Genomic DNA, 23,965 nt, shown 5'->3' with positions numbered 1-23,965 from the left:
TTTTGGGGCTTTGATGCCGAAGTCTCGCAGGCTCGGGGGCCTCTTGCGAGCCGGAAGCCGATCGGTCTTTGATCAGAACGCGAAGGCGAGGCAAGATGGTCACGTTGTCCCAACGATGCGTTTTGCGGGAAACGTCGATACCACACCCCTCGAAGGCGCTCAAAGGCGCATCTACTCCCAAATTGAGAGGGAACGAATGAAGCGGCATCGGCAATCGCCAGGCGCTTGAAGAGCTATGACGGAAACTGGGTGATGACGGTTTGATGAGGGCGGCGTATCGAGGCGGGTGACAAGCCTGCCAGAACCTCATGAAAGAGCGATACGCCATGAAGACAGATAGCACTGTTGTTTCCTTTCCGCATCCCGAGACGCTCGATGATCCCCTGACATCGGTTCTACGCGAAGGCGCGCGCCGGCTTCTGGCACAGGCCGTGGAGGCGGAAGCCGAGGCGTTTCTTGCGGCCATGGCCAGCGAACGCCTGAGCGATGGGCGGGACCGGGTGGTGCGGCACGGCCATGGGCCTGAAAGAACGATCCAGACGGGGATCGGTCCGGTTGCGGTGCGCCGCGTCAAGCTGCGCGACCGGGCTTTGGAGACTTGCGGCGAGGATCGCATCACCTTCACGTCGGCGATCCTGCCGAAGTGGGCACGACGCACGAAGAGCCTCGACGCTCTGCTGCCGGTCCTTTACCTGCGCGGCATCTCGACCGGCGATTTCCAGGAGGCGCTTGCCGCCTTACTCGGCAAGGACGCACCGAACCTGTCCCCCTCGGTGATTGGCCGGCTGAAGGAGGAGTGGCAGGCCGACTATGATCGCTGGCAACGCCGCGACCTGTCAGCCCGCCGCTACGTCTACATCTGGGCCGACGGGGTCTATCTTCAGGCACGCATGGAGGACGATGCCGCTTGCATGCTGGTCGTCATCGGCGCGACGCCGGAAGGCAAGAAGGAACTTGTCGGCTTTCAAGTCGGCGTGCGCGAAAGCACCCAGAGCTGGCGCGAGCTGCTCGTCGGGCTGAAGGCCCGCGGGCTTTCGATTGCGCCAGAAATTGCCGTGGGCGACGGCGCGCTCGGCTTCTGGAAGGCGCTGGAGGAGATATTCCCTTCGACCCGCCATCAACGGTGCTGCCAACACAAGCTCCTCAACATCCTCAACAAGGTGCCGAAGTCGGTGCAGCCGAACATGAAGGCCGATCTCAGGGAGGTCCGCGATGCCCCGGATCGGGCAACCGCCGAGGTCGCGATCGCCGTCTTCGTCGACAAATACAAGGCCAAATATCCCAAGGCCGTCAACTGCCTGACGAAGGACCACGAGGCATTGCTGACCTTCTTCGACTTCCCGGCCGAACACTGGGACCATCTGCGCACCTCGAACCCGATCGAAAGCGTCTTCGCCACCGTCAGGCACCGCACGGTGCGAACCAAGGGAGGCCTGTCCCACAACACAGCACGGCTCATGGTCTTCAAGCTCGTCATGAGCGCCGCCAAAACCTGGCGCCGGCTGAAGGGCGAAAATCAGTTGCCAAAGGTCATCGCCGGCGTCAAATTCACCGACGGTGTCGCCGAAACGACGACCCCTGACCATCGCGCCGCCTGATCGGCCTCGTCACCCATTTCCCGCCATAGCTCACAAACCGAGCCACCTCTGTCTTGCCGCTGATATACCGCTTAAGATTGGGACGCGTCTTTACCCCATCACAAAGAGCAGTGGCGGATGGCAGCCGCAGCTCCGGACTGCGCTTGCGACATTTTGCGCATCGTCCGATGCCGGTCTATCTGGCGATCGGCAGATGAACGAACCTTGCCTATGCAAATCAACGACCATGATTGTCTTCCTCAATCTGATCATCGACATACCCCTGTGATCCTCGGATAAGATTGTCGCCCGGTCGACGTGCCGAGACGGTTGGCACGATGGGATCACATGAAAATACCACGTCGTACGAAAAACATTCACATGTCGTGTGAATTAATCTAGTAGCAGAGTTCGTCTACACCAAATGGTGGTGGCAGGTTGCGATATGGTTCGAGCAATTGCCGACATCGGGTGTAGGTTCCTGTAACAACCGGGCAAATACCCGACTGGCCGGCGAACGATGTTTCGGCTGGCGAAAGGAGATGTCACATATGTCCCTATGCATTTCGACCGCGCGCGACAAAGGTGAAACTGGAGAAACGAGCACTGCAATTCTAATTGCAGGAGAATTTTCGCTTCAGGAGAAACGCGTCCTTCTCACCGATGCAGACGGTCGCCAGAACCTGCTCGAATGGTGGAAGCGCAGCGAGGCGAACGACAATCTCGCCGAAAACATTGAGCTGGTCATCGCAGCGCGCCAGACCGACATCGAACAGCTTTTGGAAAACGACGCGAACAGGTTCGATTTCGTCGTTATTGACACTCCCGGCCACGACACCGTCCAAAGAGACGCGATAATAGCTGGATCGCACATTGTCCTAACACCCATTCCGTCAAGCGATGAGGAAGCCGAATCGGCAGGCCAGGTTGCAGCTGCCGCCGAGACCACTGAAGAGGAGCAGCGCCTGATCTCGAACACCAATTTCATCACCAGGATAACATTTCCTGTTAAGGTGCTTGACGCCTACCGACTGGTCACACCGTCCGCACAGCATCCACGGGAAGGCAATACTCACGTGCTCGACACAGACGTTGTGGAGCGCAATGGCTACCGTGAGATTCGAAACAACTACGGTGCGCTGCAGATGCTGGAACTCACCGATACACTGACCAAAAGCGAGAGCCGAAGTCATCAACACGGTTCAGAATGCGTATTCCGGTGAAGTCGGCCGCTGATTCCGAAACGAAGCCGGCCACCTATTCCGAATTCATTCCGGCCACCATTCCGCTCTGAAGCCGGCCAGTTGATGCTCCCCTGGGTCGTTGTTTTGCATGGCGCGTGATTGTCGCGCGGTCAAGCGGCGGATGGTGCCTGGCGCTGTTTTCGCAAGCTCTCGCCGGACAGTTCGATGGTAACCGCCCGATTGTCACCGCCTGCCGGCTATCGTCGTGATGGCCTAAGACACGTCCCTAACGACGTCGTTAAGGACGTGTCTTAGGCGAGAGAGGTGGCTCGGTTTGTTTGGACAGGTCTTCCCGGTTTTTAAGTGGAATCCTGCCTGTGGTTAAGCCGCTTCGGGCAGCGGTGTCGGGGTTAAGTAGGCCTCATCCGGAGTCTTGCCGTCAAGGCTCGAATGTGGCCGTCTCTGATTGTAGAAGTCGAGATACTTTCCGATCGATGCACGGGCCTGGCGGACGCTGTCGTAGGCCTTGAGGTAGACCTCTTCGTATTTCACCGACCGCCACAGCCGCTCGACGAAGACATTGTCCCGCCAGGCACCCTTGCCGTCCATGCTGATCTTGATCTTGTGGTCGAGCAGCACCTTGGTTAAGTCGTGGCTGGTGAACTGGCTGCCCTGATCCGAGTTGAAGATCTCGGGCTTGCCGTAGCAGGCCAGCGCTTCCTCGAGAGCCTCGACGCATGGCGCAGCGTCCATGGTGATCGACAACCGCCACGACAGAACCTTGCGCGTGAACCAATCGATGATGGCGATCAAATAGCAGAACCCGCGCGCCATCGGGATGTAGGTCAGATCCGTTGCCCAGACCTGGTTGGGCCGATCGACCTTCAGAGCGCGCAGCAAATAGGGATAGATCTTGTGCCCATCGCCGGGTGCTGACGTGCGCGGCTTGCGGTAAAGCGCCGCGATCCCCATGCGTTTCATCAGGGTCCGCACATGCAGTCGGCCGACGTCAACGCCTTCGCGCGTCAGAAGCTTCTGCAGCATCCGGCTGCCCGCGAACGGGTAGTCCAGATGCTGCTCGTCGATCCGACGCATCAGCGCAAGATCCGCCGGCGACGCCGGTTGTGGCATGTAGTAGACGATGCTGCGACTGATCCCCAAAGCTCGGGCCTGGCGGGTGATGGACAGTTCGTGATCGCGGTGGGAGTGTCAGGAATTCTGTGCGGTGGGCCGGTTTCATCAGTTGAAGAACCGCTCGCCGAAGATGACGGCGAACTGTGTCTTTGCCTCGATCCACTCCCTCGGCGCGCGCTTCCACTGCTCGGCCGCATTGTTGAGGACCAGATATAACAGCTTCATCGCGGCTTCGTCACCCGGGAAATGGCCGCGCGAGCGCACTGCCCGACGAAGTTTCGAGTTCAACGCCTCGATGGCGTTCGTCGTGTAGATGATGCGGCGGACGCCCTCTGGGAAGGCGAAGAAGGGAACAACGTGTTCCCAATTGCGCCGCCAGCTTTGAGAGATGGCAGGGTATTTCTGGCCCCAATACCCTTCCTCGAAAGCCTCCTGCTGCGCGACATCGCACTTGACTACTCAGCGACATCGCTGGTGACGCGCGGGGCCGACCGGAGGATGGGCGTAGCCCGTCCGTAGGTTGGCCCCGCGCGGCGCGGATTTTTCCGCGCCTTCGGCCGCGACGATTGCCTTAAGTCCTGGATCTTCAACTGCGAGGAAGAGGACCTGGATGCCAGGCAAACCGATCACGGATCAGCAAGCGAGACTGTATATGAGATTGAACAAAAAACATCCTCGGGAAACCGCCGCGGCGATGTCTGGCTTTAGCGCCAGCACCGCCTTTCGGCTCGACAAAGACCCGCGCCTTCCCTCCGAGAAAAAGGCGCAACGCGGCCACGGCGGCGGTACGGCCCGATCCTTTCACCGATCTCTGGGAAAGCGAGGTGGTTCCGCTTCTCGAGCGCGCGCCGAACTTGCGTCCGGTGACCATTCTGCGTGACCTTTGCCTGCGCTACCCCGAGCGCGAGCTGACAGCGGCACGGCGCACTCTTGAGCGGCGCGTGCGGGAATGGAAAGCCGCCCATGGGCCGCAACAGGAAGTGATCTTCCGCCAGAACCATCCACCCGGTCGCCAGGGCATGTCAGACTTTACCGACTGCCGGTCGCTGGGCGTGACCATTGCCGGCGTGCCACTTGACCATCGGCTGTACCACTTCGTTCTGGTTTACAGCGGCTGGGAACACGGTGAAGTCGTTCTGGGCGGCGAGAGGTTTTACTGCTCTGGCCAGCGGCCTGCAGAACGCATTGTGGAGCCTGGGTGCTTGTCCGATTGAGCACCGCAGCGATTCGTTGTCGGCGGCTTTCACCAACCGTGCCGACGAGACGCAAGAGGACCTGACCCGGCGTTACGAGGCACTTTGCGCCCATTACCAGATGACGCCGACCCGCAACAACCGCGGCGTCGCCCACGAAAACGGCAGCATTGAAAGCCGCAATGGTCATTTGAAGGACAGGCTCGAACAAGCGTTGCTGTTGCGCGGCTCGGCCGACTTCGCCACGCTCGACGACTACCGCCGCTTCGTCGCCGAGCAGATCAGCAGGCATAATGCCTTGCGCCGACAGGAACTGGCCGTCGAGATGGATCATCTCAGGGCGTTACCGCAACGCAAGACCACCGATTACGATGATGCCGTCGTTGTGGTGACGTCGTCTGGCGGCTTCACCTTGCGCAGGGTCTTCTATACCGCCCCCTCCACCTATATCGGCCACCGCCTGCGGGTCCGGCTCTACGACGATCGCCTGGAATGTTATCTCGCATCCAGCCATGCCTTTACCCTGCCGCGCGGACGTCCACCGTCCAGTGGCAAGAGCGGCCAACACGCACATGTCGTCGATTACCGCCATGTCATTCACAGCCTTCGCCGTAAGCCGCAAGCGCTGGCCAATCTCGTTTACCGCGACCAGTTGTTTCCCCGTGCCGCCTTTGCCCGGACCTGGCAGGCCATGAACAAGAGGCTCGATCAGCGCACCGCCTGCAAAACCATGGTCGGCCTTCTCTGGCTTGCCCATTCCTGCGCATGCGAAGCCGAACTCGCATTGGCATTGGAGATGATCCTCGACGCAAGGAAGCTGCCCGATCTGGCCGCCTTGCAATCCCGCTTCGATGTCGCCGGCAATAGCGTCCCCGACATCGAGGTCGTGCTGCCCACAGCAGCCGACTATGACCGCCTTCTCACAGCAGGAGCAATGCAATGAACACCTCATCCGTCGATGTCGCAAAACTGCCGCTCATGCTGGCGAACTTGCGGCTTCCCACCTTCGCACGCCTCTGGTCTGAACTCACTCAACGGGCCGACCGCGAAGGCTGGCCGGCCGCACGGCTGTTGGCCACGCTTTGCGAATTGGAGATGGCCGAGCGCGTGCAACGGCGCATCCAGCGTCATCTCGCCGAGGCCCGGCTACCAGCCGGAAAAACCCTCGACAGCTTCGACTTCGCAGCCGTTCCCATGATCTCAAAGGCTCATGTCATGGCGCTGGCAGCAGGCGATGCCTGGCTCGCCAAAGGCGGCACGATCCTTATGTTTGGACCGCCAGGATCAGGCAAGACCCACTTGAGTGCGGCCCTCGGTGCTGCTCTCGTCGAAAAAGGCTTGCGGGTTTTGTTCACGAGAACCATCGATCTCGTTCAAAAACTCCAGACGGCCCGGCAGGAACTCGCATTGACAGCCGCCATCGACAAGCTCGACAAATTCGATCTGCTCATCCTTGATGACCTGTCCTACGTTCACAAGGACCAAGCCGAGACCAGTGTGCTGTTCGAGCTCATTGCCGCCAGGTACGAACGGCGATCCATCATGATTACAGCAAACCGGCCATTTGGAGCCTGGGATAGCCTCTTTCCCGACAAAGCCATGACCATCGCCGCCATCGACAGGCTCGTGCACCATGCAACCATCTTCGAGATGAATGTCGAAAGCTTCCGACGCCGAACAGCCACAGAGCAACGGCACTCAGCGACAGTGGCCACCAGCGCCAGCGACATCGATCAAACAAATGAAAGCCAACACAGCATCAACAGACCGATGTCGCTCCACGACATCGATCAGCGACATCGCTCTTGATCAAAAGAAACGGATCAGTCACTACCTAAATGTGGCCGTAGAATCAGTCACCAGCGATGTCGCTCGCTATGTCATCTGCGATGTCGCGCTATAGCCTCCAGCGCCTTCATTCCAGCCTCGGCATCTCGAGCACGATAGATGGCTCTCAACGCCGGTACGACGGGTTTGCGATCCTTGTAGGACACGAACTCCAGAGAATGCCGGATCAGGTGGACGATGCAGGTCTGGACGATCGTCTGAGGGAAGACGGCCGTAATGGCTTCGGGAAAGCCCTTCAGGCCATCGACCACGGCGATCAGGATGTCCTGGCAGCCACGGCTTTTCAGCTCATTCATCACGCGCAACCAGAACTTTGCCCCTTCGGTCTGCTCGATCCAGAGCCCGAGGATTTCCTTTGTGCCGTCCGCCAGAACTGCGAGCGCGACATAAACGGCCTTGTTGCGAACGAAGCCTTCGTCCCGGATCTTGACCCGGATGGCATCGAAGAACACGAGGGGATAGCACAGCTCGAGCGGGCGGTTTTGCCACTCGCCAACGGCCTCCAGAACCTGGTCGGTCACCGCCGAGATCAGGTCCGGCGACACGTCGATACCGTAGATTTCTTCGAGGTGGCCCTGGATTTCCCGCACCGTCATGCCGCGCGCGTACATGGAAATGATCTTATCATCGAAATCGGGAAAGCGGCGCTGATATTTGGCGATCAGCTGCGGGTCGAACGTACCGGCCCGGTCGCGCGGGATGGTCAACGTCATCTTCGAGGTACCGGTCAGCACCGTCTTTTTCGAAGATCCATTCCGCCGATTGCCCGACGGTCCTTCGCTGCGATCGACGGCGAGATGTTCATCAAGCTCGGCGTTGAGAATACGCTCCGACAGTGCCTTCTTCAGGTCATCCAGCAAGCCGTCCTTGCCGAAAACATCGGATGGATCACGACCAGCAAGAAGTTGGTCCAGAAGTTCTTTTTCGATAGCCATGTGATGATTCGCTCCTTTTCATCATCATGGCCCACCGCACAGAATTCCTGACACTCCCGATCGCGGTCGATCATTTCTTTACGCTCCCCAACAGTCCCGCCTTGGTGAGCGCGCCGGATAAAAAATCGTTCTCCAGCGAAAGCTCCCCGATCTTGGCGTGCAGCGTCTTTACATCCACCGCAGGCTCCGACGGCTTTGATCCCGTGTCGAAGATCGCCGTCATGCCCGCAAGCGCCTGATCTCGCCACGTCGTGATCTGGTTGGCGTGAACGTCGTATTGTTGCGCAAGCTCCGATAACGTCTTCTCCCCCTTGATCGCAGCAAGGGCTACACGCGCCTTGAAGGCTGCGCTGTGGTTTCGGCGGGGTCGTCTGCTCAAGTGATTCTCCTGTTACGGCACTCTCGCCGCTCTCAGCCAGAAATTCCACTTAACGACCTGTCCAATTTTCCCGAGCCACCTCTTTTTACTCTTTATCGGGAGACAACGTCATCAAAACAGATCTCTTCGGGGCGAACGGGTTCATGATTACAGCGCGAGCACAGGGATACAAGATAGCGTACGTCGGCCCATGGAGTGCCCCCCATTTCGCCAGACAAGTCAGCTATTGAGACAATGCTTTGATGAATTCCCTTGGGGATGCCATTTTCAGCGCTGAATGCGGATGGATTTCGTTGTAATCCTCGATCCATCCATCGATGTTCCGGAGCGCTGTGTCGGCGTCGGGAATGGGTGAGATGCGTATGTAGTCGCGTTTCAGGGTTTTGACGAAAGCCTCCGACATACCGTTTGATTGAGGGCTGGCGACCGGCGTGAAGCACGGGACCAGATTGAGGGCCTGAGCAAACAGCCTGGTTTCCTTTGCTGTGTAGGCGCTGCCGTTATCGGACAGATGTTCGATGGCATGTGGGGCACGCGTGCCACCGAAGCGTTTCTCGACTGCTTCCAACATCATATCGGGGACGTCAGAACCGGAGATCCCGGCATTGGCGACGGCCGCCCACGAGATGATCTCTCGATCAAACGCGTCGATGATGAAAGCAAGGCGGACCACCTCGCCATTCCAGCAGGTGAACTCCAGGCCATCGGAGCACCAACGAAGGTTCGACCGCATCACCATGACCTTGCCGTCGTGGACGCGGCCCTTGCGCACGGCGGTGTGCTTCTCAAGGATCATGGCGTGGTTGGCCATGATGCGGTGGACCCGCTTGCGGTTGACGACCGGCTGATCGGCGGCCCGCCGCTGCCTGTTGAGAAGGGCAGCGATCCGCCGCGAGCTATGGCGGGAAATGGGTGACGAGGCCGATCAGGCGGCGCGATGGTCTGGGGTCGTCGTTTCGGCGACACCGTCGGTGAATTTGACGCCGGCGATGACCTTTGGCAACTGATTTTCGCCCTTCAGCCGGCGCCAGGTTTTGGCGGCGCTCATGACGAGCTTGAAGACCATGAGCCGTGCTGTGTTGTGGGACAGGCCTCCCTTGGTTCGCACCGTGCGGTGCCTGACGGTGGCGAAGACGCTTTCGATCGGGTTCGAGGTGCGCAGATGGTCCCAGTGTTCGGCCGTGAAGTCGAAGAAGGTCAGCAATGCCTCGTGGTCCTTCGTCAGGCAGTTGACGGCCTTGGGATATTTGGCCTTGTATTTGTCGACGAAGACGGCGATCGCGACCTCGGCGGTTGCCCGATCCGGGGCATCGCGGACCTCCCTGAGATCGGCCTTCATGTTCGGCTGCACCGACTTCGGCACCTTGTTGAGGATGTTGAGGAGCTTGTGTTGGCAGCACCGTTGATGGCGGGTCGAAGGGAATATCTCCTCCAGCGCCTTCCAGAAGCCGAGCGCGCCGTCGCCCACGGCAATTTCTGGCGCAATCGAAAGCCCGCGGGCCTTCAGCCCGACGAGCAGCTCGCGCCAGCTCTGGGTGCTTTCGCGCACGCCGACTTGAAAGCCGACAAGTTCCTTCTTGCCTTCCGGCGTCGCGCCGATGACGACCAGCATGCAAGCGGCATCGTCCTCCATGCGTGCCTGAAGATAGACCCCGTCGGCCCAGATGTAGACGTAGCGGCGGGCTGACAGGTCGCGGCGTTGCCAGCGATCATAGTCGGCCTGCCACTCCTCCTTCAGCCGGCCAATCACCGAGGGGGACAGGTTCGGTGCGTCCTTGCCGAGTAAGGCGGCAAGCGCCTCCTGGAAATCGCCGGTCGAGATGCCGCGCAGGTAAAGGACCGGCAGCAGAGCGTCGAGGCTCTTCGTGCGTCGTGCCCACTTCGGCAGGATCGCCGACGTGAAGGTGATGCGATCCTCGCCGCAAGTCTCCAAAGCCCGGTCGCGCAGCTTGACGCGGCGCACCGCAACCGGACCGATCCCCGTCTGGATCGTTCTTTCAGGCCCATGGCCGTGCCGCACCACCCGGTCCCGCCCATCGCTCAGGCGTTCGCTGGCCATGGCCGCAAGAAACGCCTCGGCTTCCGCCTCCACGGCCTGTGCCAGAAGCCGGCGCGCGCCTTCGCGTAGAACCGATGTCAGGGGATCATCGAGCGTCTCGGGATGCGGAAAGGAAACAACAGTGCTATCTGTCTTCATGGCGTATCGCTCTTTCATGAGGTTCTGGCAGGCTTGTCACCCGCCTCGATACGCCGCCCTCATCAAACCGTCATCACCCAGTTTCCGTCATAACTCATCCGCCGATAGCCATAAGTTGGCCTGGCATCCACCAGCTTGCGAATGGCAGGCAGCAGCTCGGCATCGTCCGCTTTGAGGTAGGGTCCGCGAGGCTTGGACTTGCCCTTCAGACGTTCGGAGAGATTAGAACGCGACACGTGTAAGGCCTCCGCCACCGCCTTCATCGGGAACCGCCCTTCGGCAACAATATCGGCCGCGATATCGTTTTTTTTGACTGGGCTTTGGAAAGGGCTTCGCGAAGAATCTCGTTCTCCAGCGTCTTGCGTCCGAGAATGCGCTCAAGCTCGCGCACTCGATCTTCCAGCTTCTTCACCTCAGAATTGCCGATTACCGGCTCGTCGGAGTCCACCGCCACCGCACCTCCCTCGCTCAAGAGCCGACGCCAGCGATAGAGAAGGTTTGGCGCAACTCCATGCCGCCGAGCCGCAGAGGAAACCGTCTCCCCTGGGGCATAGCTCTCCTCGATGATCTGCAGTTTGCGTTCCGTTGTCGAGCTATGACGGAAACTGGGTGATGACGGTTTGATGAGGGCGGCGTATCGAGGCGGGTGACAAGCCTGCCAGAACCTCATGAAAGAGCGATACGCCATGAAGACAGATAGCACTGTTGTTTCCTTTCCGCATCCCGAGACGCTCGATGATCCCCTGACATCGGTTCTACGCGAAGGCGCGCGCCGGCTTCTGGCACAGGCCGTGGAGGCGGAAGCCGAGGCGTTTCTTGCGGCCATGGCCAGCGAACGCCTGAGCGATGGGCGGGACCGGGTGGTGCGGCACGGCCATGGGCCTGAAAGAACGATCCAGACGGGGATCGGTCCGGTTGCGGTGCGCCGCGTCAAGCTGCGCGACCGGGCTTTGGAGACTTGCCGCGAGGATCGCATCACCTTCACGTCGGCGATCCTGCCGAAGTGGGCACGACGCACGAAGAGCCTCGACGCTCTGCTGCCGGTCCTTTACCTGCGCGGCATCTCGACCGGCGATTTCCAGGAGGCGCTTGCCGCCTTACTCGGCAAGGACGCACCGAACCTGTCCCCCTCGGTGATTGGCCGGCTGAAGGAGGAGTGGCAGGCCGACTATGATCGCTGGCAACGCCGCGACCTGTCAGCCCGCCGCTACGTCTACATCTGGGCCGACGGGGTCTATCTTCAGGCACGCATGGAGGACGATGCCGCTTGCATGCTGGTCGTCATCGGCGCGACGCCGGAAGGCAAGAAGGAACTTGTCGGCTTTCAAGTCGGCGTGCGCGAAAGCACCCAGAGCTGGCGCGAGCTGCTCGTCGGGCTGAAGGCCCGCGGGCTTTCGATTGCGCCAGAAATTGCCGTGGGCGACGGCGCGCTCGGCTTCTGGAAGGCGCTGGAGGAGATATTCCGGGAGTGTCAGGAATTCTGTGCGGTGGGCCATGATGATGAAAAGGAGCGAATCATCACATGGCTATCGAAAAAGAACTTCTGGACCAACTTCTTGCTGGTCGTGATCCATCCGATGTTTTCGGCAAGGACGGCTTGCTGGATGACCTGAAGAAGGCACTGTCGGAGCGTATTCTCAACGCCGAGCTTGATGAACATCTCGCCGTCGATCGCAGCGAAGGACCGTCGGGCAATCGGCGGAATGGATCTTCGAAAAAGACGGTGCTGACCGGTACCTCGAAGATGACGTTGACCATCCCGCGCGACCGGGCCGGTACGTTCGACCCGCAGCTGATCGCCAAATATCAGCGCCGCTTTCCCGATTTCGATGATAAGATCATTTCCATGTACGCGCGCGGCATGACGGTGCGGGAAATCCAGGGCCACCTCGAAGAAATCTACGGTATCGACGTGTCGCCGGACCTGATCTCGGCGGTGACCGACCAGGTTCTGGAGGCCGTTGGCGAGTGGCAAAACCGCCCGCTCGAGCTGTGCTATCCCCTCGTGTTCTTCGATGCCATCCGGGTCAAGATCCGGGACGAAGGCTTCGTTCGCAACAAGGCCGTTTATGTCGCGCTCGCAGTTCTGGCGGACGGCACAAAGGAAATCCTCGGGCTCTGGATCGAGCAGACCGAAGGGGCAAAGTTCTGGTTGCGCGTGATGAATGAGCTGAAAAGCCGTGGCTGCCAGGACATCCTGATCGCCGTGGTCGATGGCCTGAAGGGCTTTCCCGAAGCCATTACGGCCGTCTTCCCTCAGACGATCGTCCAGACCTGCATCGTCCACCTGATCCGGCATTCTCTGGAGTTCGTGTCCTACAAGGATCGCAAACCCGTCGTACCGGCGTTGAGAGCCATCTATCGTGCTCGAGATGCCGAGGCTGGAATGAAGGCGCTGGAGGCTTTCGAGGAAGGGTATTGGGGCCAGAAATACCCTGCCATCTCTCAAAGCTGGCGGCGCAATTGGGAACACGTTGTTCCCTTCTTCGCCTTCCCAGAGGGCGTCCGCCGCATCATCTACACGACGAACGCCATCGAGGCGTTGAACTCGAAACTTCGTCGGGCAGTGCGCTCGCGCGGCCATTTCCCGGGTGACGAAGCCGCGATGAAGCTGTTATATCTGGTCCTCAACAATGCGGCCGAGCAGTGGAAGCGCGCGCCGAGGGAGTGGATCGAGGCAAAGACACAGTTCGCCGTCATCTTCGGCGAGCGGTTCTTCAACTGATGAAACCGGCCCACCGCACAGAATTCCTGACACTCCCCCCGCGGGCTTTCGATTGCGCCAGAAATTGCCGTGGGCGACGGCGCGCTCGGCTTCTGGAAGGCGCTGGAGGAGATATTCCCTTCGACCCGCCATCAACGGTGCTGGCAACACAAGCTCCTCAACATCCTCAACAAGGTGCCGAAGTCGGTGCAGCCGAACATGAAGGCCGATCTCAGGGAGGTCCGCGATGCCCCGGATCGGGCAACCGCCGAGGTCGCGATCGCCGTCTTCGTCGACAAATACAAGGCCAAATATCCCAAGGCCGTCAACTGCCTGACGAAGGACCACGAGGCATTGCTGACCGTCTTCGACTTCCCGGCCGAACACTGGGACCATCTGCGCACCTCGAACCCGATCGAAAGCGTCTTCGCCACCGTCAGGCACCGCACGGTGCGAACCAAGGGAGGCCTGTCCCACAACACAGCACGGCTCATGGTCTTCAAGCTCGTCATGAGCGCCGCCAAAACCTGGCGCCGGCTGAAGGGCGAAAATCAGTTGCCAAAGGTCATCGCCGGCGTCAAATTCACCGACGGTGTCGCCGAAACGACGACCCCTGACCATCGCGCCGCCTGATCGGCCTCGTCACCCATTTCCCGCCATAGCTCTCCGTTGTCCAGCGCCGCCGCCGGACGTCACCGATCATCAGGTCAACCTGTCGAAACTCGTTAGACATAAGCCTATCCTCAAGCCTATCCTCAAGCCTGTGCTTGAGCCTTCCTGCTTATGCTGATGGGGTGGAACGGCCCGCTCCGACAGCACCAGTGTGCTAAAACGTGGTCGTTGTTTGAACGCCACAAAGGAGGGACCGTTCCATGAACCAGATTAGCACCATCGGCCTGGATTTGGCGAAGCACGTTTTTCAGGTTCACGGCGCAGATGAGGACGGCTCTCCTCTCTTCAGTCGGAGGCTGCGACGTGGTGAAGTGCTGCATTTCTTCTCGAAGCAATCTCGCTGCCTTGTCGGAATCGAAGCCTGTGGCAGCGCCCATTATTGGGCTCGCGAGATCGCCAAGTTCGGCCACGACGTGCGGCTAATCCCCCCGACCTATGTCAAGCCATTCGTCAAACGGAGTAAAACTGATGCAGCAGACGCCGAAGCCATCAGTGAGGCTGTGACGCGCAAGACGATGCGGTTCGTTCCGGTCAAAACGGCTGAGCAACAGGCGGAAGCGATGGTGCTAAAGAGCCGCAGTCTTTTGGTGAAGCAGCGAACACAGGTGGTCAATGCCTTGCGTTCGCATCTGGGCGAATTGGGTATCATCGATGCCGCCGGTATGGAAAAAGTCGATACGCTGATGGCGGTCGTGCGCGATTTCACGGATGTCCGCTTACCTGCGGCAGCGCGGTTCGCCTTGACGGCGATTGCCGATCAGATCAATGCCCTAGCAGGCCAGATCGATCAGCTCGATCGCGCTATTGTTGCTGAAGCAAAGACTGACGGGGATATGCGCCGGCTGACTACGATCCCTGGAGTTGGCGCTATAACCGCGGCTACCGTCAAGGCGCTGGTGCCAGACCCAGGCGGTTTCAAATCAGCTCGTCACTTTGCCGCCTGGCTGGGACTTACGCCGAGACAGTTTTCAAGTGGAGGGAAAGAACGTATCGGGCGCATCTCGAAAATGGGAAACCCTGAACTACGATGCCTTCTCGTTCTTGGCGCGACAGCGGTTCTCCGAGGCGCCCGGAAAAATGAACGAGCACAGCCCTGGCTGAGGGCGCTGCTCACCCGGCGCCCATTCAAGGTGGCCGCAGTTGCGCTGGCCAATAAGATAGCGCGGATTGTCTGGGCGCTTCTAAATAAGAGTGGAGTTTACCAACGTCCGGAGGCGTCGGAGACGGCTGCGGTTGCCTGTTGATGAGCATAGGAACTTAAAAACAATCTGACCGGCGCGAACCGGCAGAGGGCAAGGAGCAAAAACGGACGATGAACCCACGGGACGAATCCCGACAGGAGAGAGACCGGACACTCATGCGCTTCGAGCGCGTTATGCTGATTAGTCGCTCCCGTCGCGGACTTCATCGAGGCCAGCGGTCCTATACCGCGCTTTACAGGCCGTATACATGAACGCACCGATCCCATGTGTGAAATCGATCGAAAGCTCTTGCGCCCGCGGGCCGTTCCATACATGAGTGTCCGGTCGAAAGTGGGGGCAGTTCAGCCCACACAGTTCTAGTCTAGAGCGTTTCCCTGACTGATTGAATCATTTGGGCTTTGCAAATCAGATGGGTTCTGATTCAAACTTTCTGCCGATGGAGGTCGGCAGATAATGTCGAAAGCCCTTTCCGTTGATCTTCGCGCACGTGTTCTTGCCGCCGTCTCAGCCGGAGCGTCGCACCGGGAGGCTGCCGAGCGCTTTGGCGTCAGTGCGGCCAGCGTGAGCCGGTGGCGAAACCTGCAAGTCCGTCAGGGCCATGTTCGACCGGGTCCGCTGGGTGGAGACCGTCATTCGTACAAAACCGAAGCCAACGCCGACGCGATCATGTCGTGGCTTGAGGAACACCGGGACGGCACCTTGTTCGAACTTCGTGATGCCCTTGCAGCTCAGGGCATCGCCATCAGCAAGTCGGCGCTGCACCGTTTCCTTGTCCGGCACAATCAGACGCGCAAAAAAAGACTGGCCACGCGATAGAGCAAGCACGCCCAGACGTCTTGGAACTCCGTCAGCGGTGGTTCGACGAGCAACTTGATCTTGATCCGTCGCGGCTCGTGTTCATCGACGAAACATGGACCGCGACCAACATGGCCCGCACTCATGGAAGATGCACCAGAGGTGAGCGGCTGCGGATGGGTTTCCCGCATGGCCATCGCAAGACGACGACGCTTGTCGCCGGTCTACGAAACACCGGAATGGTCGCGCCTTTGGTCATCGACGGTCCGATCAATGGCGAGTGGTTCGAGGCCTATGTCGCTCAGGTCCTGGTCCCGACATTGAAACCCGGTGACGTCGTGATCCTCGACAATCTTTCCAGCCACAAACGGCCAGCAGCAAGAGCGTTAATCGAAGCGGCGGGCGCAACGATGGTGTTCCTGCCCCCCTACAGTCCCGACTTCAACCCCATCGAAAAGGCCTTCTCCAAGCTCAAGGCACATCTGAGGAAGGCGGCTGAGCGGACCGTGTCTGGTCTGTGGGACATGATTGGCAAGCTCGTCCATCTCGTCGCGCTGTCAATGCCGACTGAAATTTCCCCAAAAGTGCCGAAGTAAAATTCCCCAATTATGCCGACGTGGACGGCATGGAGAATTGGGTATTTTTCGGCGGCCGACCTCTTGGACGTGGCGGCGGCGCGAAGGAGGGTGGCGTAATCAAAGCTTTGGAACGGACGTGTTCAGGCATCAGTTCGGCATGTTGGCGCAGCCTGTAACTTGATCCTTCGATTTGGACGACTACGGCGTGATGCAGAAGCCTGTCGAGCAAGGCGGTTGCGACGACGGCATCACCAAAAACATCACCCCATTCTGCAAAGCCGCGATTGGACGTCAGGATCATTGCTCCTCTCTCGTAGCGGGCGTTGACGAGTTGGAAGAACAGATTGCCGCCGCCGGCGATGACCGGGAGATAGCCGATCTCATCGACGATCAGCAGACTTGGCCTGCAGAAGAAGCGGATGCGCTCTTGCAGCCGGCCCTCGCGTTCGGCCCTGGACAGCGCTGCAATGAGATCGGCCAGCGTGCAGAAGTAGACGCTCTTGCCAGCTTTGACGGCTTCGACGCCGAGCGCCACGGCGAGATGGCTTTTGCCGGTTCCCGGTGGCCCGAGAAAATGCACCGCTTCATGCCGGTCGATGAAACCCAGTTGCGCAAGCGTGAAGATCCGATCTCGATCGAGGGAGGGCTGGAAGGAGAAATCGAAGCCGGCGAGTGTTTTGATGGTTGCCAGGCGACCCATTCGCAGTGCCGTTTTTATGCGGCTGTTCTCGCGCAGGGTCAGTTCTTCGGAAAGGAGAATATCAATTGCTTCGAGTGCCGAGAGTTCGCCATGCTCCAGGCGGCGGACAATATGATCGAGCGCTTCAAGAGCACGTGGCATCTTCAAGCCAACAAGGTCATGGCGAATGCGGTCGATCATCGACGGTACAGCATCGAGAGCGGCGCTCATGGGCGGTTCTCCTGTGCCATAGCTCTGGCGACGGCGTCGTAGAAGGCAAGCGGCCGCTGTGTGACCCTGTCTCCGGATCCATGAAGAATGATCTCGTCGTTGTTGACGTGTGGTCGCGATCGCGGCGCTGAGCGATGGGTTCTGTGTCCTGGTTCGACACGGCGCTGATGGCGTCCTTCCAATACCGGATGCACAGCAATCAGCGCACCATCTTCGAAGATTCGGACCTCATTCGCCAAGGTGTGAACTTCGACGAGCCGCCGCCTGGTGGCATCGGGCACGCTGTAGGCGTTTCCACCGACGCTCACCATGCCCTCTCGAGATATCCTGCGCTCAAGCCGCAAAACCGATCGGAACGGAGCCAGAGGCAAGGGACGCAGATGAAAGCGCTCTTCAACGAAGGCTTCCATGACGACCCGCTGCGTTGTGGCGTGCACACGCGGATTGGCAACCGTATCAAGCCAATACCGGAGTTGGGCGTTGAGATCATCAAGGTTGCGAAACGAGCGCGCCAGGAAGAAGTCTTCGCGAATATAGCGGAATGGCCGCTCGACCTTTCCCTTCGTTTTGGCGCGATATGGTTTGCAGGCCTTTGGGTGAAAGCCGTAATGGCGAGCGAGATCGAGCAGAGCGCGGTTATAAACAATGCCGCCCGTTTCGCCTTCGCCGATGACCGCAGTCTTCATTCGGTCGTAAAGGATCTCGCGCGGAACGCCGCCGATCGCATCGAACGCTGCCACGTGGCATCGCAGCACCGTTGGCAGATCCTGATGCATAACAAAGCGCGCCCAGATGAGACGGCTATGGCCCAGCACCATAGAAAACAACCAGACGATCCTGGGGGTTGCCGGCTCATCGGTGAAGACAACATGGAATTGGGCGAAATCCACCTGGGCCTGTTCGCCGGGAGCTGTTTCGAACCGAACTTCAAACCCGTGTTCGGAGGTCGGGCGGACGTCTCTGAGAAAGTCCGTAACAGCAGTGTAGCCGCCGGCGTATCCGCGTTCCTTCAGCTCTCGCAGGAGCCGCCGTCCGCTAAGGCCGGGATAGGCTGCAACCCGTTCACGCAAATACGCAGTGAACGGATCAATGACCGTCGCCCGAGGCTTCCTTGGTCCATAGGCCGGTGCCTCAAGGCCACGCTCGATATATTTGCGGATTGTCTTTCGATCGACGCCGGTCTGCCTGGCGATCGCAGACACCGACAAGCCCTGCCGGTGTAAATCTAAGATCATGACTATCTCCCCGAGTTTGATCACCACCAGTCCCCTCTCGACCATCGAGAGTAGTATCGGTGATGGCGTGCCGCCGGTCTTCCGGGGCGCGCCCCGGAAGACCGGCGGCATCGCTAAACTGGGGAAGATTCAAACGGCACTTCTGGGGAGTATTGATCCGGTATCGACACGCGCCAAAAGAATGCAGAAACTACTTCAACTCATGCGGATACGATCCAGCATGAAAGGGAAATGCTCTAATAGGGGCTCAGTCTTCTCTAACGGAACAAGACGATGGGTTTGACCTCAGGCTAACGGGCCTTGGAGTTGCGGGTCAGCCCCGACCTCCTCTATGGAGGGCGTGGTCCGCAGCGGGAAGGCGAGGAGCCGTAGCCGCTGATGAACGACACGGAGAAGTCTGACTCTGGCATAGTAGCTGAGAAACCGACGAACAAAGCTGGGCAACCAGCGGCGGAGTCGGTGGAGCCAAGGCTGGGGACCAAGGGGAACGCGGAACAGCAACACATGCACCGGACACAGAGCCGGGCTCGCATGAGCCAGTCGCCGGAAACACGGTCCGGTTCAAGCCTTGGTCTTACTCACCGCTTGCCTGCCCATGGTCTGATAAATGAAATTAGCATATCGCGAGCGCGATCCCTTCGCTATTACGTTCTTACCAAGAGTGACTATACTATCCGAGAGTGGGGTAGGGACCTGCCATAGTAGCGACTGCGCCAACTGTGGGGCTGGAACTCTTGTTGCCTCCGCTGCCGTCATCTTTGTGAAGGCTCCACCTAGGACCTGCTCCAACCGGGCCAAACTTATTGCCTGTGGAGGAGCAACCGCTGCGCTCAAAGATGTTGCAGCATTCGTCCCACCCGATCCGACCGTCGTGATGGCCGCCTTTGCCAGCGACTTGACCAAACGTTCAGCCATGTCTTCGTCTAATGCGTTCTTCGTGCGCAGATCATCCGTATGATGATCCAGAACGGCATCCCCAGAATAGTCAATCGCAAAGGCAACTATCGTATTAGCGACGAGCGCGGCCGGAATGCCCAGACCTGTCGCCGCCAGTGCTGCACCAATGCCAACGGCCACTGCCTCGGCAGCCAATCGCACGCGCTCTATATTATCTCGCCACCATTCTTCCGACCCGGATGTCAGCATGTAATCCCCATCCGCCTTCAGTCTCGCCCGCCAGTCCTCGACAATGGGGTTGTTATCCTTAGTTGTTATCCTCTCCATGGTGCTGACGCGTTCCTCGCCTCCAGCGAACGCATCGTAGGAGGCATCATTTCTTCTAAGTAAATCATCGATTTTTTGAATTGTATTGAGATCCTCATCGCTTGGCGTAATAAATCCGGATGCAACAGCGTCCATGTAATTGACAACCTTTCTCGCCTCCTTATCCAAGTTTCTTTGGAGATCGTTCTGAGACGATATTTGCTGACCGAAATATTTAGATTGGACTTTTTTATAAGTCACAGACAAATCTTGCAAATTACGAAAATAATCCCCGAGCGCTTCCTTCATATCATTGGCTTGTAGGTCCAATCGAATGCGGTCACGATTCTTGATCGTATCGTTTTGAGAGAAATTTTGCCTAAACTCATCGGTTGAGAACAATCTGGCCCTTTCCTTCAAAGATTTCGGGATGGGCACAATCTCTTCACGCGCCAGATTAACCATTAGCCCAGAAAATTTTTGATTTGGCCCTGAGGGAAAATAAAGAACATCAGGATTTGAAATGGTGATCCCAGGAATCACTCCCTGCAGAAATTCACGTGGTTTGACGTCATTGTCAAAATCCGACAAAATACGATCAATCTCGAATTTGTCATCTTCATTCAAGCTCAAGGCAGGACTTAATACCTCAAAGTTTGGCATGCCGTCTAATACTTTATCTATATTATTATATATTGTAGTGTATTCATCATCAATAATGGAGTCGATATATTTTGAGTAAGGCTGCTCAAGGTCTAGCGCTATTATTTTTTCAAGGTCATCGGTTGCATCAGAAAAAATAACACGCTCATTATTTCTCGCGATAGATTCGGCAGATACACTCACACTTGCCGGAACAATAATTACATTGTCATAAACATACCCAACGCGCCCTTCTAGAAAATCAAAGACATCCCTATCCGTGCTATTGTCTTTGAAAAACTCCTGCGTTCCCAACTGAGGAACCGGGCGGGTTATATCAAACAGTTTGCCGTGACCTTGTGGAGGAGTGGGGTTGTAGAGGATGATTGCCCCATCATCTGATCGATAGGAATAGACGCCATCTAGAGGTATTGTCTCTGGGTTTCCGAATGCGGATGTAATATACGAAAAATCAGATAGATCCGTCGCGCTGACATACACTTGCGAGAATCTGCTGTTATCATTCAATGACGCTTCAGGCTCGCCAGAAAGCTGTCTATTCAACTCTACTTTGAAAGCTTTAAGTTGGGTATCATTTGGTGATACCTCTTTTAGTATTCCGTTCTTTTCTAGGTTAAGCTTATTGTGATTAAAGTTCTTGCTCTCTTGATACCCTCTAAACAGGGTGTCCGGATGAATTTCTGGATTGAGGTGCTGCAGTTCAGCATCAACAAAATCAATTAGGAACGAATTTTTTGGCAAAAAGGTATCGTTGCCAAGTTGCTGTTTATTTATCAAATTTAATTCGTGTCGTAATGTCTTCAGCGCGGGCGAATTTAACGCCGCATTATAGGCGGAGCGCTTATTTTTATCTTCTGGCGCTAGGATGCCAAATAAACCACCCGTGTTGTCATCGAAATACAAGAGGGCGTCTATCATCCTCACGTTTCCAAAACTGATTGTCTCTACGGTATCAGTTGGATTAATATTCGGATTCTGTGAAAAATAACGTCGATAGACCGCATCGACCTGCGAATCTACGTCAGAAAGATTTGTAGGGTTTTGGGCCGCCCGGGGAGGATTTGACAGCCCCGTGAAAATGTCTTGTAGATGGTTATACACCTCCGTACTAAAATTATTCAGTTTATTCATGGCATCGGCATCGCCGCTATTCTCCCCTTTTTGATAATCTATCCAGGCTAGGCGCTCCTTCATATTTATGATTTCTAATGCAGAGCGAAGCTGACCGGAGAGAGCGCGCTCCTTTGATTGTATTAGCGCCTCCCGTTCCATAGCCAGCTTTGAATACAAGGCCGGAACGCTCTCATTGGGTTGCTTGTCGGAGAGTTCGTCCCATGTGGACAATGTTGCAGACGCCTCGCCAGCATCCTTGGCCTCTTTCGTACTCTTGACGACAGCCGAAGGGTTTCCCTTGGAGGCTTGGCTTCGTGAGGCGGGAGGTGGCGCTATTTGAGTTCGCTGGTCCAATTCTTCGCGACCAGCCGGGAGACGAGTTCTTTCTGGATAAAACGTAACACTCATTTTCTACTCCAAGATACACACTCTATTCGCCGCGTGTTGACGTTGGTGTTCTTCACAGCCTCTTTATGGGGATGACGAGAGGTGCTGCCGGAGCGAGCAAGCACTATGCCGCTGCTCGGCGTTATTGAGGTAATGGATCCATTACGCCACTGCCATTAAGAACCCTCGAATGGGATGGTGGACGCCATCGCAGCGGATCGTGCTGTACGGACGAGTCTCGAGGTTAGAACGGAATATTAGTAATAGGCTAATACGATAATTTGAGGGATAGTTTGTCTCGCTTCCGGAAGGGGACGATTGGTGGGCTCCGTCAGATAACCCGACCACAGATCGTGCGGAAAATGCGGTTTGGTCTTTGGCACTGGAGTTGCCCCCAAAAGACCGGACATGCTCAGGTTTGAGATTGCGAGCTGATGAACTCGCGCGGCGATTGATATCCTAAAGCACTGTGCGGGTGAAGATTGTTGTAGTGCTCGAACCAGAACGGCAGTTGCGCCATGACGGTTTCGGCGTCGGGGGTTGGATTCACCGAGACGTAATCGCGCTTGAAGGTTTTGACGAACGCCTCGGCCATGCCGTTCGACTGTGGGCTTCGCACCGGTGTCGTGCACGGTTCCATGCCGATCTCGCGCAGCAAGGATGCGGTGTCCCTGGCGATGAAGCAAGAGCCGTTGTCGGTGAGCCATTCGATGGGTTCGGACAGCATGTTGATACGTCCGAAGCTGTTCTCGACAGCGGTGATCACGAGGTCCTGCACGTCTTCGCTCTTGATACCTTCGGTGGTGGCGACATGGGCGATTGCTTCACGGTCGCAGCAGTCGAGGGCGAAGGCGACACGGACCTTCTCCTTGTTGTCGCAGCCGATCTCGAAGCCGTCGGAGCACCATCTGATGTTCGAACGCTCGACGGCGACCCGGCCGTCGTGAAGGCGATCATCGACCGCTCCGGTATGACGCACCAGCAGCAGATTGTGCAGCTTCATCACCCGGTAGACCCGCTTGGCATTGGGCCACGAACGCCCCAGTTTCCGGGCATTCCGACGCAGGATGGCATGGACACGCCGATAGCCGTAGGTGGGCGTATCGGCGATGACGGCCTTGATGTCCTCCACCAGCTCGCGATCAGGTAGAGGCGGGCGTCCTCTGGCTCTGGAAGGGGAACCTGCGGCACGCGCAGCGATATTCGAGCGGGCGACACCTAGAGTTTCGCAGACGGTCTTCATTCCAAAATCCCCCTCGGAAGAGAGAGCGAGCGCAACAGATGTTTTTTTGGGCCACCGGCGATTTCGAGGGCTTCCTTCAGGATTTCGCTCTCCATAGTCTTCTTGCCCAACAGGCGTTGCAACTCCTTCACCTGGGCCTGAAGCGCCCGGTATTCGGAAGCCGGAACGACCTCCTCTTCGGCGGTAGTCGCCGTCAGTGCCCCTTGGGACGCCAGCTTGCGCCAGGCGAACAACTGGTTCGGCTGGATGCCGTGCCGACGTGCGACGATGCTCACCGTCGCGTCCGCCTCATAGGTCTCATGGATGATCGCCAGCTTCTCTGCCGTGCTCCAGCGCCGCCGACGCTCCGGCCCGGAGAGAACTTCCATCTTAAAATTGCTGCTAGTCATATTACCAACATTACTCCTACCCACTTAGCTAAGTGGGGGAGCATGTCCGGGCCTTTCGGGGGCTAATTCAGGCACACAGGTCAACCTATCGATAGTAATAGAGTGTGAAAAATGGCGTCCGGATGACAGAAATTGACTGCGTAATAACCTCCGCTTATGAAATTTATGGCGTCAATTCAGATGGTTAATTATTCGTGAACTCGATCATGCCGCAGTAAACGGGGGGTAACCGGGGCACATTTGGTGGCGCCCCTTTCGCGGCCGTTATGTCAGACCTGTGCATAAGCGGGCGATATGAGCCGTCGGCGATGGGTCAAGGATTGAACTAAGCCGCTAGTCGCGGCAATTGGTGGCCTCTTTGAGAGATGTCTCCTGTCTGAGAGGATTTGGGTGTTGCAAACCCACCCTTCAGACAGGAGATCCA

General features: G+C 57.7%; 10 protein-coding genes and 10 pseudogenes. 9 read left to right on the top strand and 11 right to left on the bottom strand.

The features are described 5' to 3' along the window. Nucleotides 1–326 precede the first annotated feature (326 nt). Both OVA00_RS09945 and OVA00_RS09940 read left to right on the top strand, forming a co-directional pair. Entirely contained in the window at nucleotides 327–1,598 is a 1,272-nt protein-coding gene (locus tag OVA00_RS09945; RefSeq protein WP_268088851.1) for an IS256 family transposase, read from the top strand. A 530-nt stretch (nucleotides 1,599–2,128) separates the two neighbouring features. Beyond that, nucleotides 2,129–2,813, top strand: a pseudogene (locus OVA00_RS09940) (division plane positioning ATPase MipZ). Between the two features lie 329 nt (nucleotides 2,814–3,142). Here OVA00_RS09940 and OVA00_RS09935 read toward each other — a convergent pair. Both OVA00_RS09935 and OVA00_RS09930 read right to left on the bottom strand, forming a co-directional pair. Beyond that, nucleotides 3,143–3,961: pseudogene (locus OVA00_RS09935) on the bottom strand (IS3 family transposase); the annotation flags it as partial. A gap of 39 nt (nucleotides 3,962–4,000) precedes the next feature. Continuing rightward, nucleotides 4,001–4,327, bottom strand: a pseudogene (locus OVA00_RS09930) (transposase); the annotation flags it as partial. Nucleotides 4,328–4,505: 178 nt separating this feature from the next. Here OVA00_RS09930 and istA (OVA00_RS09925) point away from each other — a divergent pair. Both istA (OVA00_RS09925) and istB (OVA00_RS09920) read left to right on the top strand, forming a co-directional pair. Beyond that, a pseudogene (istA, locus tag OVA00_RS09925) lies at nucleotides 4,506–6,031 on the top strand (IS21 family transposase). Further along, a complete protein-coding gene (gene istB / locus OVA00_RS09920; RefSeq protein WP_268088741.1) occupies nucleotides 6,028–6,897 on the top strand; it encodes an IS21-like element helper ATPase IstB in 870 nt (289 codons plus the stop codon). The pseudogene istA (OVA00_RS09925) and the gene istB (OVA00_RS09920) overlap by 4 nt, the downstream one beginning before the upstream one ends. 92 nt (nucleotides 6,898–6,989) lie before the next feature. Here the strand turns inward: istB (OVA00_RS09920) and OVA00_RS09915 are convergent. The 5 genes and pseudogenes from OVA00_RS09915 to OVA00_RS09895 form a co-directional block, all read right to left on the bottom strand. Continuing rightward, nucleotides 6,990–7,871, bottom strand: a pseudogene (locus OVA00_RS09915) (IS256 family transposase); the annotation flags it as partial. A gap of 53 nt (nucleotides 7,872–7,924) precedes the next feature. Next, a pseudogene (locus OVA00_RS09910) lies at nucleotides 7,925–8,250 on the bottom strand (transposase); the annotation flags it as partial. 223 nt (nucleotides 8,251–8,473) lie between these two features. Next, nucleotides 8,474–9,142 (bottom strand): annotated as a pseudogene (locus tag OVA00_RS09905) (IS3 family transposase); the annotation flags it as partial. Nucleotides 9,143–9,175: 33 nt separating this feature from the next. Continuing rightward, nucleotides 9,176–10,447: an IS256 family transposase gene (locus OVA00_RS09900; RefSeq protein WP_268088873.1), complete on the bottom strand. Its 1,272-nt coding sequence runs from the start codon at nucleotides 10,445–10,447 to the stop codon at nucleotides 9,176–9,178. A gap of 92 nt (nucleotides 10,448–10,539) precedes the next feature. Then, nucleotides 10,540–11,072 (bottom strand): annotated as a pseudogene (locus OVA00_RS09895) (transposase); the annotation flags it as partial. A 61-nt stretch (nucleotides 11,073–11,133) separates the two neighbouring features. On the opposite strand from OVA00_RS09895, the pseudogene OVA00_RS09890 reads away from it, so the two are divergent. The 5 genes and pseudogenes from OVA00_RS09890 to OVA00_RS09870 form a co-directional block, all read left to right on the top strand. Next, nucleotides 11,134–11,910: pseudogene (locus OVA00_RS09890) on the top strand (IS256 family transposase); the annotation flags it as partial. A 59-nt stretch (nucleotides 11,911–11,969) separates the two neighbouring features. Next, nucleotides 11,970–13,172, top strand: coding sequence for an IS256 family transposase (locus OVA00_RS09885; RefSeq protein ID WP_268088633.1), 1,203 nt, complete (start codon nucleotides 11,970–11,972; stop codon nucleotides 13,170–13,172). A gap of 39 nt (nucleotides 13,173–13,211) precedes the next feature. Then, nucleotides 13,212–13,784, top strand: a pseudogene (locus tag OVA00_RS09880) (transposase); the annotation flags it as partial. A gap of 239 nt (nucleotides 13,785–14,023) precedes the next feature. Further along, a complete protein-coding gene (locus OVA00_RS09875; protein WP_268088740.1) occupies nucleotides 14,024–15,067 on the top strand; it encodes an IS110 family transposase in 1,044 nt (347 codons plus the stop codon). Nucleotides 15,068–15,478: 411 nt separating this feature from the next. Further along, nucleotides 15,479–16,416 (top strand): IS630 family transposase gene (locus OVA00_RS09870; RefSeq protein WP_268088739.1). Its coding sequence is split into 2 segments (ribosomal slippage): nucleotides 15,479–15,818 and nucleotides 15,818–16,416, totalling 939 coding nucleotides; the frame shifts between segments, so codons are not numbered across the junction. A 10-nt stretch (nucleotides 16,417–16,426) separates the two neighbouring features. Here OVA00_RS09870 and istB (OVA00_RS09865) read toward each other — a convergent pair. The 4 genes from istB (OVA00_RS09865) to OVA00_RS09845 form a co-directional block, all read right to left on the bottom strand. Beyond that, a complete protein-coding gene (gene istB / locus OVA00_RS09865; RefSeq protein WP_065375085.1) occupies nucleotides 16,427–17,308 on the bottom strand; it encodes an IS21-like element helper ATPase IstB in 882 nt (293 codons plus the stop codon). After that, nucleotides 17,305–18,567, bottom strand: a complete 1,263-nt coding sequence (istA, locus tag OVA00_RS09860) for an IS21 family transposase (protein ID WP_268088872.1) — start codon at nucleotides 18,565–18,567, stop codon at nucleotides 17,305–17,307. The genes istB (OVA00_RS09865) and istA (OVA00_RS09860) overlap by 4 nt, the downstream gene beginning before the upstream one ends. Before the next feature lie 537 nt (nucleotides 18,568–19,104). After that, nucleotides 19,105–21,930 carry a hypothetical protein gene (locus OVA00_RS09850; protein ID WP_268088738.1) on the bottom strand — a complete coding sequence of 942 codons (2,826 nt, stop codon included), beginning with the start codon at nucleotides 21,928–21,930 and terminating at the stop codon, nucleotides 19,105–19,107. 391 nt (nucleotides 21,931–22,321) lie between these two features. Further along, a protein-coding gene (locus OVA00_RS09845; protein WP_268088737.1) for an IS3 family transposase occupies nucleotides 22,322–23,541 on the bottom strand; the annotation gives its coding sequence in 2 pieces (ribosomal slippage) (nucleotides 22,322–23,205 and nucleotides 23,205–23,541; 1,221 coding nt in all). Between the last annotated feature and the right edge of the window lie 424 nt (nucleotides 23,542–23,965).

Origin of the sequence: Ensifer sp. SL37, from assembly GCF_026672675.1 — a bacterium.
GTDB lineage: Bacteria > Pseudomonadota > Alphaproteobacteria > Rhizobiales > Rhizobiaceae > Ensifer > Ensifer adhaerens.
The sequence above is the reverse complement of the archived record's forward strand: the minus strand, read 5'-3'. Positions and strand labels throughout refer to the sequence as shown.

Bases quoted from the DNA above. Each gene is read 5' to 3' on its own strand.
- OVA00_RS09850 (WP_268088738.1), bottom strand. From the start codon at position 21,930: ATGAGTGTTACGTTTTATCCAGAAAGAACTCGTCTCCCGGCTGGTCGC.
- istB (WP_065375085.1), bottom strand. From the start codon at position 17,308: ATGAGCGCCGCTCTCGATGCTGTACCGTCGATGATCGACCGCATTCGC.
- OVA00_RS09945 (WP_268088851.1), top strand. From the start codon at position 327: ATGAAGACAGATAGCACTGTTGTTTCCTTTCCGCATCCCGAGACGCTC.
- OVA00_RS09885 (WP_268088633.1), top strand. From the start codon at position 11,970: ATGGCTATCGAAAAAGAACTTCTGGACCAACTTCTTGCTGGTCGTGAT.
- istB (WP_268088741.1), top strand. From the start codon at position 6,028: ATGAACACCTCATCCGTCGATGTCGCAAAACTGCCGCTCATGCTGGCG.
- OVA00_RS09900 (WP_268088873.1), bottom strand. From the start codon at position 10,447: ATGAAGACAGATAGCACTGTTGTTTCCTTTCCGCATCCCGAGACGCTC.
- OVA00_RS09875 (WP_268088740.1), top strand. From the start codon at position 14,024: ATGAACCAGATTAGCACCATCGGCCTGGATTTGGCGAAGCACGTTTTT.